Annotated in this window: 14 protein-coding genes; 9 read left to right on the top strand and 5 right to left on the bottom strand. The window is 42.5% G+C overall.

The window, feature by feature from the left end; all coding sequences use genetic code 11:
- The first annotated feature begins 10 nt into the window (after window positions 1–10).
- The 6 genes from CHY_RS09510 to CHY_RS09485 are packed head-to-tail and all read left to right on the top strand — an operon-like array spanning window position 11 to window position 3,446.
- Window positions 11–685, top strand: coding sequence for a YggS family pyridoxal phosphate-dependent enzyme (locus CHY_RS09510; protein WP_011344935.1), 675 nt, complete (start codon window positions 11–13; stop codon window positions 683–685).
- A gap of 14 nt (window positions 686–699) precedes the next feature.
- Entirely contained in the window at window positions 700–1,113 is a 414-nt protein-coding gene (locus tag CHY_RS09505) for a cell division protein SepF (protein ID WP_011344934.1), read from the top strand.
- Between the two features lie 15 nt (window positions 1,114–1,128).
- The gene (gene proC, locus CHY_RS09500; protein ID WP_011344933.1) at window positions 1,129–1,908 is read left to right on the top strand and encodes a pyrroline-5-carboxylate reductase; all 780 of its coding nucleotides are present in this window, start codon (window positions 1,129–1,131) and stop codon (window positions 1,906–1,908) included.
- Window positions 1,909–1,921: 13 nt separating this feature from the next.
- On the top strand, window positions 1,922–2,185 hold the full coding sequence (locus CHY_RS09495) for a YggT family protein (protein WP_011344932.1): 264 nt from the start codon (window positions 1,922–1,924) through the stop codon (window positions 2,183–2,185).
- A gap of 4 nt (window positions 2,186–2,189) precedes the next feature.
- On the top strand, window positions 2,190–2,930 hold the full coding sequence (locus CHY_RS09490; protein WP_011344931.1) for an RNA-binding protein: 741 nt from the start codon (window positions 2,190–2,192) through the stop codon (window positions 2,928–2,930).
- Between the two features lie 18 nt (window positions 2,931–2,948).
- Window positions 2,949–3,446 carry a DivIVA domain-containing protein gene (locus CHY_RS09485; protein WP_011344930.1) on the top strand — a complete coding sequence of 166 codons (498 nt, stop codon included), beginning with the start codon at window positions 2,949–2,951 and terminating at the stop codon, window positions 3,444–3,446.
- A 53-nt stretch (window positions 3,447–3,499) separates the two neighbouring features.
- Here CHY_RS09485 and CHY_RS09480 read toward each other — a convergent pair whose 3' ends face one another.
- From CHY_RS09480 to CHY_RS09470, 3 genes are all read right to left on the bottom strand, one after another.
- Complete coding sequence (locus CHY_RS09480) at window positions 3,500–6,547, bottom strand: FAD-binding and (Fe-S)-binding domain-containing protein (RefSeq protein ID WP_011344929.1); 3,048 nt, start codon at window positions 6,545–6,547, stop codon at window positions 3,500–3,502.
- Between the two features lie 123 nt (window positions 6,548–6,670).
- The gene (locus CHY_RS09475) at window positions 6,671–7,339 is read right to left on the bottom strand and encodes a 3'-5' exonuclease (RefSeq protein WP_011344928.1); all 669 of its coding nucleotides are present in this window, start codon (window positions 7,337–7,339) and stop codon (window positions 6,671–6,673) included.
- Window positions 7,340–7,353: 14 nt separating this feature from the next.
- Window positions 7,354–9,249, bottom strand: coding sequence for a DUF294 nucleotidyltransferase-like domain-containing protein (locus tag CHY_RS09470; RefSeq protein WP_011344927.1), 1,896 nt, complete (start codon window positions 9,247–9,249; stop codon window positions 7,354–7,356).
- A 264-nt stretch (window positions 9,250–9,513) separates the two neighbouring features.
- On the opposite strand from CHY_RS09470, the gene CHY_RS09465 reads away from it, so the two are divergent.
- The 3 genes from CHY_RS09465 to CHY_RS09455 all read left to right on the top strand — a co-directional run bounded on the left by CHY_RS09465 (window position 9,514) and on the right by CHY_RS09455 (window position 12,882).
- A complete protein-coding gene (locus CHY_RS09465) occupies window positions 9,514–9,849 on the top strand; it encodes a DUF485 domain-containing protein (RefSeq protein ID WP_011344926.1) in 336 nt (111 codons plus the stop codon).
- Between the two features lie 2 nt (window positions 9,850–9,851).
- A complete protein-coding gene (locus CHY_RS09460; RefSeq protein WP_011344925.1) occupies window positions 9,852–11,381 on the top strand; it encodes a solute symporter family protein in 1,530 nt (509 codons plus the stop codon).
- A gap of 301 nt (window positions 11,382–11,682) precedes the next feature.
- Window positions 11,683–12,882: an L-lactate MFS transporter gene (locus tag CHY_RS09455; protein ID WP_011344924.1), complete on the top strand. Its 1,200-nt coding sequence runs from the start codon at window positions 11,683–11,685 to the stop codon at window positions 12,880–12,882.
- A 58-nt stretch (window positions 12,883–12,940) separates the two neighbouring features.
- Here the strand turns inward: CHY_RS09455 and CHY_RS09450 are convergent, their stop codons facing one another.
- Together CHY_RS09450 and CHY_RS09445 are read right to left on the bottom strand one after the other, a co-directional pair.
- Window positions 12,941–15,613, bottom strand: a complete 2,673-nt coding sequence (locus tag CHY_RS09450; RefSeq protein WP_011344923.1) for an FAD-binding and (Fe-S)-binding domain-containing protein — start codon at window positions 15,611–15,613, stop codon at window positions 12,941–12,943.
- A gap of 161 nt (window positions 15,614–15,774) precedes the next feature.
- Entirely contained in the window at window positions 15,775–16,356 is a 582-nt protein-coding gene (locus CHY_RS09445; protein ID WP_011344922.1) for a TetR/AcrR family transcriptional regulator, read from the bottom strand.
- Window positions 16,357–16,369: the final 13 nt, after the last annotated feature.

Raw genomic sequence — 16,369 nt, 5'->3', positions numbered from 1 at the left:
AGGATCAATTATGGAAATATCCCAAAAGCTTCAGGAAGTTAAGCGGGAGATTGCGAAAATACGCCCAGGAAGTAAGGTAAAAATATTAGGAGTTACCAAAACGGTGGATGTGGAAAGGATTAAAGAGGCAAGTAAAGCGGGTGTAGAGGCTTTTGGTGAGAACAAAGTTCAGGAGTTTTTGGAAAAGTATGAGAAGCTTCCCAACTTAGAGTGGCATTTTATCGGTCACCTGCAAACCAACAAAATTAATAAAATTTTAGGAAAAGTTGTACTTATTCATTCATTGGATCGCTACAATTTAGCAGAGGAAATAAATAAGCGTGCTTATAGATTGGGGATTAACGTTCCGGTTCTTTTAGAAGTTAACATGGCAAAGGAGGAGACAAAATTTGGCTTAATGCCGGAAGAAGTAGAGGATTTTTACTTTGAAGTTCGGGAAAACTTTAAGAATCTTGAGGTATCTGGTTTAATGACCGTAGCACCGTACGTGGAAAATCCCGAAGAAGTGCGACCGGTTTTCCGGGCTATGCGGGAGCTTTTTTTGAAGCTTAAGGCTAAAGACCCGGAAAACGATAAATTCCAGTACCTTTCTATGGGCATGTCTAACGACTATAAAGTGGCGGTGGAGGAAGGTGCCAATATTATTCGCCTGGGTACCTTGCTTTTTGGGGAGAGAAAGTATTAAAGGGGAGGGTATTTATGTCAGGAGGTTTTTTGGATAAAGTCTTAAATTTTATGGGATTTAGTGAAGAGGAAGAAGAAGAGTACGTAGAAAAAGAACCGGCGAAAAAAGTAAGAGGGAAAGCTAATTTAGTTGCTTTGCCGGGAATGAGCATGCTCAAGATGATGGTTTTTGAACCCAGGAGTTTTGATGAAGTGCAAGGTATTGCGGACAGTTTAAAATCCGGAAGTCCGGTGGTGGTGAATTTAGAGCGAATTGATGGGGAATTGGGCCGCAGAATTATTGATTTCCTAATGGGCACTACCTATGCTTTGGGTGGGCATTTGCACAAAATTAACCCCCAGATTTATTTATTTGCTCCCCAAAATGTTTTAATCGAGGGGGAAATGCGGGAGTTTCGGGATAAAACCTTTTTTAACCCTTTTAAATAAAGTGGAGGAGTAACTATGAAACCAGCTGTAGGAATAATTGGTGTTGGCCAAATGGGCGGGGCAATTGCCCGGGGCTTATTAAAACAACAACCTTCTCCGATAAAAAAACTTTACCTGTCCGATAAAAATCAGGAGTGTTTAAAACCTTTTTTAGAGCAGGCAGAGCCGGTTACCAATGAACTACTGGTTAAAAAAGCTGATGTGGTCATTGTTGCGGTAAAGCCGTACCTGGTAGAAAGTGTGATAAAAGAAATCTCTCCGGGGCTTTCCGGTAAAATTTTAGTTTCAGTGGCGGCCGGGGTTTCCTTGAAAAAAATAGCCGAGTGGGGGGTTCCTGGCGAATGTGAGGTGGTAAGGGTAATGCCCAATACTCCGGCTTTAATTGGCCAGGGTTTTATAGCGATTACGCCATCCAAAGCAAATGCTTTATTAGCGGAAATTTTTGATTCTTTAGGAGAAGTGGTGTTTCTCGAAGAGAAATATTTTGATCAGATTACAGCCTTAGCGGGAAGTGGACCTGCTTATATTTATTTAGTAGCGGAAGCATTAATTGATGGAGCGGTCCGCTTGGGTCTTCCACGGGATGTGGCAAGGAGCGCGGTTGTCCAGACTTTGATAGGGGCAGGAGCAATGCTCAAAGAAACTCAGGAACATCCGGGAATTCTCCGGGATGCGGTAGTAACCCCCGGTGGGACCACGGCGGCGGGTTTATACCAATTGGAAAAACAGGGGATTCGAGGCATGTTTGCTGACTGCTTAGAAAGTGCTTACGAACGGGCCAAAAATCTTACTTAAATAGAGGTGGAACATGAATTTTTTAACGGATTTTGTTAACTTAGCCTTTAATATTTATGGCTGGCTTATTATTATCCGCGTTTTACTTACCTGGATTCCGGTTAATACCTATCATCCAGTGGTTAATTTTATTACCTCGCTAACCGACCCTTATTTAAATCTTTTTCGGCGGCTTATTCCACCGGTAGGTATGATTGATTTTTCTCCAATTGTGGCGTTTTTTGTTCTTGAAGTAATGAGAATGGCAGTTTTACAGTTACTGTTAATGCTGGGGTGATAGCATGGATTTTAATCAAGCCGAAATTGAGGACCTGCTTTCCCGAGCTGCCAAAGGGCAGATTGTATTGACCGACTTTCTTGATCCGGCTGCAGCTTCTCTTACCAGGGACTTATTAAGAAACTATCCTGAAGTAAATTATAAAGTAGATGGCGGTTATCCCAATGCGGAAAAAGTGCGTTTTGCCTTTTACCCCATCTATGTTTTTCCTGAAGATGTAGAGCTTAATCTTGGATTTATAGAAATAACGGGGAACTTTAAATTTCAAGCGGTAACTCACCGGGATTTTTTGGGAGCGATCCTGGGCACGGGGATAAAAAGGGAGAAGGTTGGTGATTTAATTCTTATTCCCAATGGTTGCCAGGTGGTGGTAGACCGGGATTTGGTACCATATTTAATTCAACAGTTAGACAAAGTCCACCGGGTAGGTGTTACTGTTAAGGAAATCGTTCGGGAAGAGCTTTTGTTACCCGAAGCCAAAACCCGGGAAGTTGTCGCTTTTGTGAAATCCTTAAGACTTGATAGTGTAGGAGCCAGCGGATTTGGAATTTCCCGAAGCCAGATGGTGAAGGAAATCGAAGGACAAAAAGTAAGGGTTAACTGGAAATTGCAGGTTAAACCTTCGTATGAGGTTGCTCCGGGCGATGTAATCTCTTTAAGAGGACGGGGCAGGGTGGAAGTTCTTGAAATTGCAGGAGTTAGTAAAAGCGGGCGCAATAAGGTAATATTAAGACGATACCTTTAAATTTTGGGAGGGTTATAAATGCAGCTGCCGGTGGAGATCAGGGCAAAAGAATTTAAAAGGGTTTTTCGGGGGTACGAGCCGGAAGCAGTGGATAATATTTTAGAAATGGTAGCCCAGGATTTAGAAAAACTTCTTGCCGAGAATCAACGGTTAAAAGAGTTACTTGAGGCTAAAGAACAGCAATTAGCAAACTTTAAGCTTTTAGAAGACAGAATAAATCAAGCTTTAATTGTGGCGGAAAAAACTGCAGGAGAAATAATCGAAAACGCTAAAAAAGAAGCGGAAATTATTCTTAAAACGGCGCAAAATCAAAAAGGAGAAATGATAAGTCAAGCTAAGTTAGAAGTGCAAAAAATTATGGAAGAATACGAAAGATTAAACCAGGAATACGAAAAATTCAAAAGGGAATTTAAAGCGTTGTTATTAAGTTATTTAGACGAGGTGGGTGAAAAAGACCTAAATACTAAAGACCGCCAAATTTCTCAAATAAAGCCCAGAAGCGTGGAAACACCTTAACAAAAAAGCCCTGCAGGAAAACTGCAGGGCTTTTTAACTACCAGAGCCGGCAATTACAAGCTGGTCTTAATATACGAAATCATTTCATCGGTAACAAGTTTTGCTACATCCGGCAGCATTTTGGGCATCAACCGATCCATAACTACGGGCATCAGGTTGGGCATTTGCCGCTTCATGTAATCGGGCATCGGAATCCGTTTTTCCACCTCTCTTAGCATATCCGGAAGCACCTTGGGCATTACCATTGGCATCAACATCGGCATCATCTTAGGCATCATTGGCTTCATTAAGGAAAGCCCGCCGGGGATTACCCGCATAACTTTCATCATTGTTACCATGTAGCCAGGCATCGCTTTAAACATTTGCGGGAAGAGAGCTTTCATAACTTGAGCAAAGCCTTCCGGAGTCATTAAAGCAATCATCTTTTCAAATACGGCCCACAACTCTAATGCGTAAGGAGTGGGGTTTGGTAACTCAATTCCCAAACCCTTGGCAGCAAAGGCAGCTAAGTCGACTACCGGCATATCGATGTTGTTTTTATCGGCAGCTACCCTTAACTGAAACTGGCAGCAAGGACAGAGTGCTATAAGCATATCAGCGTTAACTTTAACGGCTTCGTTTACCCGCTTTCCACCTAATTTATCGGAAGTTGGGTGGGATTCGCCAATCCGGGTTAACACGCTACCGCAGCAGAGGGCATTTTCCCGGTTATGTTCCATTTCCACGAACTCTACACCGGGTATCGCTTTAATAAGCTCCCGAGGTGGTTCGTAAACTCCTCCCGCCCGACCGATATGGCACGAGTCGTGGAAAGTAACCCGGGCGTTGACTTCATGGGTGAATTTAAGCTCGCCGGATTTAATTTTTTCTTCTAACACTTGTGAATAATGCTTGGCTTCAATATCGTATTCAAGACCGAGTTTTTTCGCCCATTCGGGGTAAAGGTCATGCCACGATAACCAGCAGGCGGGGCAGGAAGTTACAACCGTTTTTACACCCCGTTTTTTAGCTTCAGTAATGTTGTGCTTAACAATTTCCTGGAATACATCCCAGCGCCCGGAAACTAACATGGGTATACCGCAGCAAGCTTCATCTTTGCCAAGGTAGGTAAACTCAATGCCTGCCGCATCTAAAAGCCGTGCAGAAGCAATGGCAATGTCGTTTTCTACGTAACTTGCAGTGCAACCGGCAAAATAAGCGATTTCAGCTTTGTCTTTAATTTTGCCTCTTAAGTCTTCGGGAACCCATTTATCCCGGTCTTCCCGAAAGCCCGCCCAGATGTTGATGTCTTTTTGCAAACTGGCAGCCATCATTTCAAAGGCCGGGAAGGTCATATAACCTTTTTCCATTACAAGGTCGCCCCGCAGGACTCCCCAGGACGGTTCAATGGGTAAATCTAACTGACAAACAAAGTCACACTTCTCGCAGGTAGTACAGAGCAGGAAAGTATCAACCATTTTTTGGTCAAACTTGGCTTTACCTTCAATTACCTTGCGAATAAACGACCATTTACCCCGGGGGCTTGCTGATTCCCAACCCCGGCCGTCATATAGAGTACATACGTTGCGGCAGTAACCGCACTGGGCACAGGCATAAGCATACCAGGCGACGTTTCCGGGGATTCCGTTTTTCGCTTCGAATTTTTCTCCTAAATCGGGTTTTGCTTTATTGCCAAACCACCGGGCTACCCCTTCAAAAGTATTGGCCAGGGACATAATCGTATTAATGATGCCTTTTCCTTCAAGCTTCAAGGGGTTAAATAAACCGTCGGGGTCCACTTTAGCTTTTAGTTCTTTAATTTTTTGTAACCTTTCGCCATATACCGCTGGAGCTTCATTAGCTAAATAAAGCCCTGCGGCGTAGCTCCTGCCGCCAAACTTTTTCGCAGTTTTTAAGACGGTAAGAGATAGGCTATAGGCAAAGTTGAAAGAAAACTTCCGTTCATCGTGCGGGATAAAGCCTAAAAGGACAATTTCACTATCGCCTACAACCGTACCTTCGACGACTAAAGGAAGAGAAATCAAGCGTTCAAACTCACTAAATACTTCACTTAAGCGATTCTTGGGAATCACGACTTCTGCCGGCACTAACGAAGGACCAATTCGTTTAACTTTCATGGGGTTATAACGCTGTTCCCATTCGTGCTTGGTTATTTCCGCCGGTAATATTTCTCCACCATTTTTTGCAGCTAAACTTTCTATTTTACCGGCTATGTTGCTATCTTCAAAAGCAACGATGGTAATAAAACCTTTAGGCAAAGTTGGACCTTTTTCTTCGTGCCCGTGGTGTACCTTGGGAGGTAACTGGTTTTTTAATTCGGCAGCCGTTGGATTGATAAAACCAACATGCCAGATGTCAAGGCCGCTTTTTCCTAGATCAATAATAAAATTTTGTAAATCTTTTGCCGATTTAAAGTTTGCGGCAATTACATGGGTATCTTTAAGAGGTTTTACCTTTAAAGTAACTTCGGTAATAACCCCGAGAGTTCCCATGGTACCAAAAATTAAATCTAAATCTTTTCCGGAAAAGGTGCGGACTTCGCCGTTGGCTAAAACAACTCTGACGCTAACCACATTTTCTTTAAACCAGCCGTACTTGTAACTGCCGATACCGGAACCTTCCTGAGCTACCCAACCACCAACTGTTGAAGCCGGAGCACTGGTAGGAACCATTCTTGGGGCAAGACCATAAAAACTTAAATAATATTCTAAATCTTTCCACACCACACCGCCCTGGACGGTTACCGTTTGGGCTTTTTCATCATGGGCGATAATTTTATTAAAACGGGATAAGTCAATAACCAAACCGCCTAAAACCGGTAAAACTCCACCGTAACCGGAAGAAGCGGAAGCCCTTGGCGTAAGGGGAACTTTCTTATTTCTTGCCCACTGGAAAAGCCAGATTAACTCTTCTTCGTTTTCCGGCTGGACTATACCAGCGGGGGTGGTGTTACCTACCAATGGCTTAATTAGGCTTGGTAAGGCACCAACATCGTGATCGTATAAAATTCGCTCATTGTAATTAAAGTTTACCCGCGCACCAAACTTACGCTGGAGTTCGGCCTGCTCAGCTTGTGAAAAACTTCTTTTTTCCGCCACCATTACTCCTTCCTCCCTTTAGTAAGCTAATTTAAATATACTGCAAAAAAATTTCGCTGTCAATATGGTTCGGGAGGAGGCGAAAAGTGAAAAATTTCAGAGAGAAAAGGCGAGAAGTGTCAAATATTATAGGACTTTATATATCTCTTGTGAAAGTTGCCACCAAGTATTTATATTTTTTAACTCAAGTATTTTTAAAAAATTCAGAAAAACTTTAGCGCAAATTACCGCATCTCCCAGGGCTGTGTGTCTTCCCTGGAGGCTTATGGCAAATTTTTGGGCAAAATTTTCTAAAGAATAGTTTGGCTCCCGGGGGAAGAGATATATTCCTAAATCCACGGTATCCAGGAGACGGGGGGTTAGTTTTTTTCCGGTTAAGGAACTTAGATGTTTATTTAAAAAAGCCAGGTCAAAATTTACCGAATGCCCAACGATAACCGAGTTTCTGGCAAAATCTAATAAAGTTGTCAGGGTATTAGTAAGGGGAGGAGCGTTTTGCACCGTTTTTGGACTAATTCCGGTTAATCTTTGGACTACTTCTGGTATTTCCCGCTGGGGGTTGACATAAGCATGAAAGGCTGGACGGGTGATGTTGCCGTTAATAATTTTTACCGCACCAATCGCGATAATTTCGTCCCCCTGAAAGGGTTTTAAGCCGGTGGTTTCCAGGTCAATTACCGTATAGGTTAAATTTAAAAGCGGAATGTCGTAAGGATAAAAGGCATTTATCGTTTCAATTTTAGTGCGAAGCGGGTTTTTATTTTGTTCTAAAAATTTTTTTAAAGATTTTATCATGATGAGATTCCTCCCTAAAAGGCGGTTACCCGGAAGGCGGTGGCGGTAAGTTGCTGGAGTTTCTGGGCGTAAATTAAAGCTTCTTTTAAAAGCATTTGGTCTTTGCGGGGTAAATGGTAAGGGTTAATAAGATTTGTGGGGGTAAGATTTACTTTAATTTTGCTTAAATTTTCTTTGATTCTAAATAAGGAAATGGTTTCAAAGGCAAACTGGAAATTTTCAATTTCTTCCTGGGAAAAAATCTGTTTTGTTTCTAAAAATTTTAAACGGGTTAAAGTGGCGCTGGAGGAATAGTATTTTTCCCGTAAGGCAAATAGGCGGATGGCATCGACAAAATGGATTGTCCCTTGCCTTTTTAAATCAAGCATATCTTTGCGTGGACCGGATCTGGGGGTAATAAACGAGTGCCAGACGTTAAGCGGTACTTTATTTAAATACTCATCCCGGGCTAAATGGAAAAACACTATTGGAGTTTGGGAAAGCTGTTCTAAAACCTGCTCCTTTAATTTTTCGGCTAAATTAAAATTACCGTAAACCGGGCGAAAATCGAGAAAGATTGAAAAAAGGCGAATATTTTCTCCGGTTAAGTTTAAAAACCAGTCCAAAAGTTTTTGTTCCCAGTGAACTATTTGTCCGTTCCAAAAAGGATTACTGGCCATAACCCCGCCTTTACAGGGACTGAAACCCACTTCTATTAACAGGTTATTGATTTTTTGGCCAAGTTTTAAAAAGTAATCCTGAACTATTTTGGGCTCCTCCTGAGGATTATCCCAGATAAGACCGTTATCCAGGTCGGTGCGTAAATATTGTTCTTCCCGACCGGCACTGCCCATGTTAATAAAGCAAAAATCGGCTGGAGGAGGACCCGACTCTTTTTCCATTTCGGTAAGAGCGAGTTCTACCGCTTTTCGGTACGCCCGGTCGAAAAATTCGGTCATAATTTTATAAATTTCGGCAATTCCGGCTTTTTCCGAAACGAGAGCGGTTAATACCCCTTCGGCATCTTTCAATCCCTGTTTAATTTCTTTTGGGCTACTGGCGGTCTCCAAAGAATTAACGATGGTAATGGTGCCGGTTTCCCGGCTCTTTAAAAGGTCTTTTAAGGTAATGATACCTAAAAGGGTTTCATTTTCGGTTACCAAGAGGTGGCGTACTTGTTTTTTAATCATTTCTAATAGAATCTGGGAGTAGTAAGCATCCGGGCTTATGGTTGCCGGATTTTTGTTCATAATGTCCAAGGCTATTAAAGAGTCGGTAGGAGTTTTACTTTCGGCCAAAACTTTTCTTACAAGGTCGTGTTCGGTGATAATTCCCAAAGGGCGATTGTAATTGTCAACGATAACTACCGAGCTTACCTGGTGCTGGGCCATGAGGTTAGCTATAGTTTTAATCGACTCACCGGGGGTTGCCTTTACCACTTCAGGATTCATAAGTTGGGAAGCTTTTTTAATAATGTTTAAAGGGGAATAGGAGTCCGTTTGACTTTCCCGGGATATTTCTAAATATAAATCCCGCAGACGGTCGGTAAGAATTTTGTTAAAGGCGGCGGTAAAAGGGAGATTTTTGTTTAAAATCTCCATAAAAATATTTTTCGGGATAAACCCAATTAAGGCTTCCGTTGCGGCCCGAATACCTGCCGGGTAAGGTTCACCGCTAAAAAGTACCGTCTCGCCAAAAAACTCACCCGGACGGCGCAGAGCGATTACCAGGTCCTGACCGCGTTCGCTGGTTACCACAATTTCTAAAATGCCGTTAAAGACAAGAAAAAGGCCGTTTCTTGCCGGTTCTTTTTCCCTGAAGATATATTCGCCCGGCTGGTAGTTACGGGAGGTAAGGCTATTACTTAATTCTTCTAAAAGATTTTCCGGTAGCAAAGAAAAAGGATAGATATGGGATAGAGTTTGTGGCAAATAAATTCCCTCCTTCCAGGGGATTTTTTTTTAAATATAATAACTTTTTGGATTTACTGTCACTAAAATTCCCCCGAACCGCCAAAAAAGCCGTTTTAAATGCACTTTTCGTTTTTCTTATTTTTTCGTTTTAACTAAAGAGGGGAAATTAGGCAGTTGGCTCTAAAAATAAAACCGTTTAAGGAGAGACAATTGTCAGAAAATTAAAAAAATAATACTTTAATATTAAAAACGTGGGCGTAAGCCCGGAAAGGAGGAGGTTTTATGGAACATTTAAGAGAGCAGCAGCTTTTAAAGGAAAAACTATCCCATATCGACGAGAACCCAAAATACCAGAAACTCATAGCCGAAAAGAAAAGTTTTATTGTAAAGGGGGTCATCTTTTTCCTAATTTACTATTTCTTACTGCCGATTTCGGTGGGTTATTTTCCCGGAATTATGAAGCGGCAGGTAATTGGCAGTATTAATCTGGCGTATTTATTTGCCTTATCCCAGTTCTTCATGGCCTGGATTTTAGCTTATCTATATGTGCAAAAGGCTAACAAAGTGTTTGACCCCCTGGCCGAGGAAATTATTAAGGAAGTTAAAGGAGGGACGTAGGGATGAAGATTAATTTGGCGTTTACCCTGTTTTCCATTATTGTTCTTATTACCCTTATCATAACTTACTGGGCAGCGAAAAGAACTAAAACTACGTCGGAATTTTACGCTGCCGGGCGATCGATTACCGGGTGGCAAAATGGTATTGCGGTAGCTGGCGATTATATGAGTGCTGCATCGTTCTTGGGAATTGCCGGACTAATTTGTCTTTATGGTTATGATGGCTTTATGTATTCGGTGGGTTGGCTGGTGGCGTATCTTACGGTTTTGCTGGTGGTAGCGGAACCTTTACGGAATTCAGGTAAATATACCATGGCGGATGTTTTAGCCTACCGGATGAATAACAAAACCGTTCGGTCGGTAGCGGCATTAAGCACCATTACCGTTAGCCTTTTTTATATGATTGCCCAGATGGTGGGTTCGGGTAACTTGATAAAGCTTCTGCTGGGTTGGAAATACGAAACGGCAATTATTGTTGTAGGTTTACTGATGATTTTATACGTGGTGTTCGGCGGGATGCTGGCAACCACCTGGGTGCAAATTATTAAGGCCGTTCTTTTGATGACCGGTACGATTGTACTATCGATTGCCGTATTAGCCCATTTTGACTTTAGCCTGGTTAAATTTATGGGGGCAGTTTCGCAAAAATACGGTCAGAGCTTTTTAGAGCCGGGGAATTTGTACAAAAATCCGCTGGATCAAATATCCCTGGGGATTGCCCTAATCTTCGGTACTGCCGGTCTTCCCCACATTCTGGTTAGATTTTACACCGTGCCCAATGCTAAGGAAGCCAGAAAATCCGTGGTCTGGGCAATGGTGATAATTGGCGCTTTTTATATAATGACTACCTTTCTCGGTTTTGGAGCTGCTTATTTTGTAGGGCAGGATGTGGTAAAAAGCTTTGATAAAGGCGGTAATATGGCGGCTCCCCTTTTAGCCCAGTATATTGGCGGTGGTCCAGGAACTGTTGGAGGAGAGTTTTTCTTAGCCTTTATCGCAGCAGTAGCTTTTGCAACCATTTTAGCGGTAGTTGCCGGCCTTACCATTTCTGCTTCCTCGGCTTTTGCCCATGACTTTTATACCAACGTATTGCGGGGAGGAAAAGCCAGTGAAGCCGAGCAGGTGAAGGTTGCAAGACTAACGGCACTAACGGTTGGAATACTATCCATCTTAATTGGAATTTTAGCCAAAGGCATGAACGTTGCTCACCTGGTAGCTTTGGCTTTTGCCGTAGCTTCCAGCGCAAACTTACCGGTTATTGTTTTATCGATGTTCTGGAAGCGGTTTAATACTGCCGGAGTGGTGACCGGTATTCTAACAGGTTTGATTGCCTCGGTAGGGCTTGTAATGATTGGCCCGGATGTGATGGGGAAAGAAGCAATTTTCCCCTTAAAAAATCCCGGAATTGTCAGTGTACCGCTGGGCTTTTTAGGGGCAATCTTGGGAAGCTATCTTAAAGTGGAAAAAGTGGCGGAAGAAAAATTTGCCGAACTGGCAGTTCGAGCCAATACCGGCCTTGGTGCCGAAATGTAAGGGTTAAAACTTTGGCGCGGTATCCCGCGTGAGGGCCGGATACTGCTGCCAGGATAACGGCCCCGCCTCTTTAGGCTAAAGCCAAAGAGGCGGGGTTTTTTCTTGAACTGCACATATAAATGTCTGAATTGCTGTTTTTGTAAAATTCCAGCGATTGACCCGAAAATTTTGGTAACTTAACCTCAAAATGTAGCTTTTAAAATAAGATTTATTGTTGCTGGGGGTTACGGTACCTATAATCTAAGTGTAAGTAATTGGGAAAGGAGGGTAGGGGAATTAAAAAAATACTTATTTAAGAGAGGTGGGAAAGGTGAATAAGGGTATTTTGGTTACGGCTGCTGGTACCGGGATTAACTTGATGCTTGGGGTTTTGTACAGTTGGAGCGTAATAAAAAAAGCGTTAGTTGCCCAGGGATGGAGCAATACCCAGGCGGCAGTTCCCTATACCGTAGCTTGTGCGGTTTTTGCGATTATCATGGTATTTGCCGGCCGGCTTCAGGACCAGATAGGCCCGCGCAAGGTGGCAACGGTGGGGGGAATATTAATAGGTAGCGGAATGATTTTGGGAGGATTAATACCGTCCTTAACGGGTTTAATTATTTCTTTTGGAATTCTGGCAGGGACGGGAATTGGGCTTGGCTATGCGGCGGCAACTCCGGCAGCGGTAAAATGGTTCGGCCCCGAGAAGAAAGGATTAATTACCGGAATAGTAGTAAGCGGATTTGGCTTGGCTTCAGTGTATATTTCGCCCCTTACCACTTGGTTTTTAAATCACTTTGGCTTAGAGAGAACTTTTATTTATTTAGGAATGATTTTTTTGGTAATTACCGTTATCCTGGCTCAATTGTTAACCGACCCTCCCGCAGGTTACCGGGCGACAGGAGTAACCAGTGAAACTTTAAAAATTAATGTGGATTTTACCTGGCAGGAGATGTTAAAAACTTACCGTTTTTATCTTTTGTGGTTGATGTTTGCTTTTTCTGCATCAGCGGGTCTCATGATAATCGGGCATATTACAACCATTGCCAAAGAGCAGGCCAACTGGGAAAAAGGCTTTTGGCTGGTTGCTTTGCTGGCAATTTTTAATGCCTCCGGCAGAATATTGGCGGGAATGGCTTCCGATAGAATTGGCAGGGTCAACACAATGCTTTTAGTTTTCCTGGTTGGCGGTGTTAATATGCTTCTCTTTGGAACTTATCATACCATCGGCAGTATGGCTATTGGTACGGCAATTGCCGGTTTAGCTTATGGTGCTTTATTAAGCCTTTTCCCTTCCGCTACGGCAGATTATTATGGAACAAAAAATCTCGGAGTAAATTATGGCTTGGTTTTTACCGCTTGGGGCATTGGAGGGGTTTTGGGCCCGCTTTTAGCCGGTAAAGTGGTAGACCTGACGGGGAATTATCTGATAGCCTATAAAATTTCTGCTGCCCTTTTAGGCGGAGCGGTACTGCTTGCTTTACTTTTAAAAATACCGCGCTATGTCCTGGCCAAAGCGTAATTTTAGGGACGGTTCTGTCAACCACCATTTTCTGGGGCTGACAGAACCGTTTTTTTTGCTATTTTTTAAGCATTACGCAGGAGGGAGCTAAGAGTTTAACGGCAGCTTCCATGTAATTTTTAATTGGTTCGGTAGGGTCAAAAATGTCATTTATTCCAAGAGCCATAGCAACTAAATCGGTGATATCTTTTTGCCTTACTTTCGCATTTAAGGCGTTAGAAGTATAATTCATCTGTGAACCGCAGCCGGCACAGTTGGTAACGATATAATCTGCCTGGGTTTCTTCCGCCTCCTGAATCCGCTTTTGCCCTGAATAAGCAACGGTCGGCATGGAGTGAAACGATGCTACCAGTCCGCAGCAGAGGCCTTTTTCCCGGTTGTGCTGCATTTCCACTAACTCTACTCCCGGTAACGCTTTTAAAACATTTCGTGGTTCATCGTAAATGTTAAACCACCGTCCGACATGGCAGGAATCGTGGTAAGTTACTTTAACATTTAGAGGCTGAGTGAATTTGAGTTTTCCTTCAGCGATAAGCCGGTTTAAAAATACGGTGACATGTTCGGTTTCAATATCCCAGTTAATCCCCAGATGGTGGGCCATCTCCGGGTAGTTTTCGGTAAAGGTAGCAAAACAGCCGGGACAGGAGAGAATTAACTTTTTAATGCCACGGGCTTTAAAGTTTTTGTAGTTTTCCCGGACTTTTTCGGCAAACTCTTCTTGGTAACCGCCGAGAACATGATATAGACCACAGCATCCTTCTGCTTCTCCCAGGTACACAAAAGGTATGCCGGCCTTATTCATGATCCGAGCGATGTTTTGCGGCATATTTTTCATTATGATACTTGCCCAGCAGCCCGGCCAGTAGGCGATTTCGCCTTCTTCCACATATTCAATATCCGGAAGCATCCAGTTTTTAGCCTCTTTTGGTACTCCCCAGAAGTTTCCGGTATTTACTACGTTATCTTTAACTAAATCCAAACCGGTGATAATATATCCCTTCTCGTTAACTATCGGTCTTAGGCCAATCCAGCGTTCGGCGTTAGGTAAATTGGTTTGACATACTACGTTGCATTTTTTACAGGTAGTACACAGTACTAACGAGCTAACTAATTCTTCGCTTAGTTCAATTTCCCCTTTGGCGTACTGGTTTAATAAATACCATTTACCTCTGGGAGAGTTCGATTCCCAGGGATCGGGCATAAAGACGGTACAATTGGTTCGGCAGAAACCGCACTGGGCGCAAATATAACTTTCTTCCACCATTTCTGCCGGTAGCCCCTTTATGGCTTTACCGTTGCCATTATCTTCCTTGCTGCCGCCTAATAGTTTACCGAGACCGCCTAAAAGGGATTTACTGAAATTAGCACTCTTCATTGCGGCGTTTAAGGCTTTTAAGGGAGAGTTCTTATCCAGAGATGGTGGAAGAATCTTACCAGGGTTTAAAATACCGCTCTGGTCGGTTTTTTGTTTAAAACTTAAAATTTTTGTCACTAAATCCTTACCTAAAAACTCTTCCGCATAATCGGTAAAATACATGCCAAGGGCAAAAATCCGGCCCTGCATCTTCAAGGCCATGTCATTTACAACTAAGGAATTAGCGTAAAGCAGGGGGAAATTGAGTTTTCGTTCGTCCGCTAAAAGAAATCCCAAAAAGGTAATTTGGTCTTTGGCGGCAAAAGTGCCTTCAAAAGCAAATTCGCCTTTAAACTTATTTTTTGTTTCGGTTAAAAAGCGCCAGGCTTGATTTTTTGGCAATAGAACTTCGGAAGCTACAATTGACGGGCCAAGACGTTTTAAACGCATCGGGTAAAAACGGTTGTTCCATTCCTCTTGAGCTATAGCGGAGGGCATTATTTGTCCGCCAAACCGGTTTAAGGTTTCCGCAAGGCTATCTAAATCTTTCTGGGTTGGAGATAGCAGGACAAAATTAAGAAAATATTTATCTTCAGGAAGAATATAGTGATTTTGGGCTTTTTGCTGAAGTTTTACAAATTCCGGGGACATTAAATTTACGGACCACAGGGGAAGATTTTCTTTTTCTAAACTATCCATTAATGCACTTAAACTTTCAAGCTCTGGAAAAGCTGCCAGTACGGGTACTTCTTCCTTTTTGGGCATAATTTTTATCGTAACTTCGTAAATCAAGCCGGTGATACCTTCTAAACCGTAAATTAATTTTAGCTCTTCCCCCGCAAAGGTTTTTTCCGTTCCATCCCCGAGAATAGCCTTAACCTCTACGATATTTTCTAAAAAACTTCCAAACATATAACTACCGATACCCGTGCCGCCCTGGGCAACCCAGCCGCCAACGGTGGAACCGGGATAGCTGGTAGGATAGAGCCGTAACGTGTAACCGTAACGGTTTAGATACTCATCCAACTCCTGCCAGACAAGCCCTGGCTCAACGGTGACGGTTTGCTTTTCCGGGTTAAAGGAAATAACCTTTTTCATCCTGATAAAATCTACCACAATTCCACCTTTGGTGGGAACGGCTCCTCCGAACCCAGCGGTAGCAGCGCCCCGGGGAACAATAGGAATTTTTGCCGTTTGCGCATACATTACTAACTGTTTAATTTCATCTTTGTTTACAGGCTGAACTACAGCATCGGGCAGGGAGTTAAAAGTCTTTTTAACGGCACTCGGGATAACTCCCATGTCATGGCTGTAAAGAATTCTTTCGAGGTAATTATCCCGAAAACGTTCCTGAAAAATTTCCTTTAATTTTTCCATTTTTAAAACCTCCTGCAAAAATTATTTTGAGAAACTTGTAACAAAAAATTATAAGAACAAAAGTCCCTTTACACCGTTTCACCTCCTTAAAAGAAAGAATATTCTTTCACTAATATTTATATAAAAAAGAATATTCTTTCTGTTGCATTTAAAAAATAAAATTACTTTTTTAAGGCATCAAATATTAGCTGGACAGTGGTATCGATGATACTGGATAAAGGCTGGGTGATAATACCGTCAGTTTTTAATTCTATTATACGCATGACAGGGCCGGAAATAAAAGCAGCTAAAAGTATCGGGTCAGTATCTTTAAAAGTACCTTCCTTTTGGCCAAACTCAACGATTTTTTTCACGGCTTCCAAGCCTTCAGCAGTGCAAATAGTAAAGTTGCAATCTAAAATTTCTTTGGGACGGGCGTGTAAAAGGTAGTTAACGGTAATTAAATCTTCATCGGCCCAGTTAAACATCATTTCTACAAAACCACGAACTTTTTCTTTTGCGGTGGCCTTTGTTTCAACCTGTAACTGGTACCGGCTTAAGAAACTTTCCACCGCATCTTCGTGAATGACGCGGGCCAATTCCTCTTTAGAAGAGAAGTGGTGATAAATTGCCCCAATACTTACCCCGGCATCTTTGACAATATCCGGGATACTGGTCCGGTGGTAACCTTTTTCAACAAAGAGTTTACGGGCTGACAGGTAAATTTTTTGTTTTATCTCTGTCTCAGGAGTTTTTTTTGCCAAATCCGCACCCCCA

This window comes from Carboxydothermus hydrogenoformans Z-2901 (assembly GCF_000012865.1).
In the GTDB taxonomy this organism is placed as follows: Bacteria; Bacillota; Z-2901; order Carboxydothermales; family Carboxydothermaceae; genus Carboxydothermus; species Carboxydothermus hydrogenoformans.
Note: the sequence above shows the minus strand (reverse complement) of the source record. Positions and strands in the feature narration are given on the sequence as shown.

Coding starts and splice junctions, on each gene's coding strand:
- CHY_RS09510 (WP_011344935.1), top strand. CDS start 11: ATGGAAATATCCCAAAAGCTTCAGGAAGTTAAGCGGGAGATTGCGAAA.
- CHY_RS09505 (WP_011344934.1), top strand. CDS start 700: ATGTCAGGAGGTTTTTTGGATAAAGTCTTAAATTTTATGGGATTTAGT.
- proC (WP_011344933.1), top strand. CDS start 1,129: ATGAAACCAGCTGTAGGAATAATTGGTGTTGGCCAAATGGGCGGGGCA.
- CHY_RS09495 (WP_011344932.1), top strand. CDS start 1,922: ATGAATTTTTTAACGGATTTTGTTAACTTAGCCTTTAATATTTATGGC.
- CHY_RS09490 (WP_011344931.1), top strand. CDS start 2,190: ATGGATTTTAATCAAGCCGAAATTGAGGACCTGCTTTCCCGAGCTGCC.
- CHY_RS09485 (WP_011344930.1), top strand. CDS start 2,949: ATGCAGCTGCCGGTGGAGATCAGGGCAAAAGAATTTAAAAGGGTTTTT.
- CHY_RS09480 (WP_011344929.1), bottom strand. CDS start 6,547: ATGGTGGCGGAAAAAAGAAGTTTTTCACAAGCTGAGCAGGCCGAACTC.
- CHY_RS09475 (WP_011344928.1), bottom strand. CDS start 7,339: ATGATAAAATCTTTAAAAAAATTTTTAGAACAAAATAAAAACCCGCTT.
- CHY_RS09465 (WP_011344926.1), top strand. CDS start 9,514: ATGGAACATTTAAGAGAGCAGCAGCTTTTAAAGGAAAAACTATCCCAT.
- CHY_RS09460 (WP_011344925.1), top strand. CDS start 9,852: ATGAAGATTAATTTGGCGTTTACCCTGTTTTCCATTATTGTTCTTATT.
- CHY_RS09450 (WP_011344923.1), bottom strand. CDS start 15,613: ATGGAAAAATTAAAGGAAATTTTTCAGGAACGTTTTCGGGATAATTAC.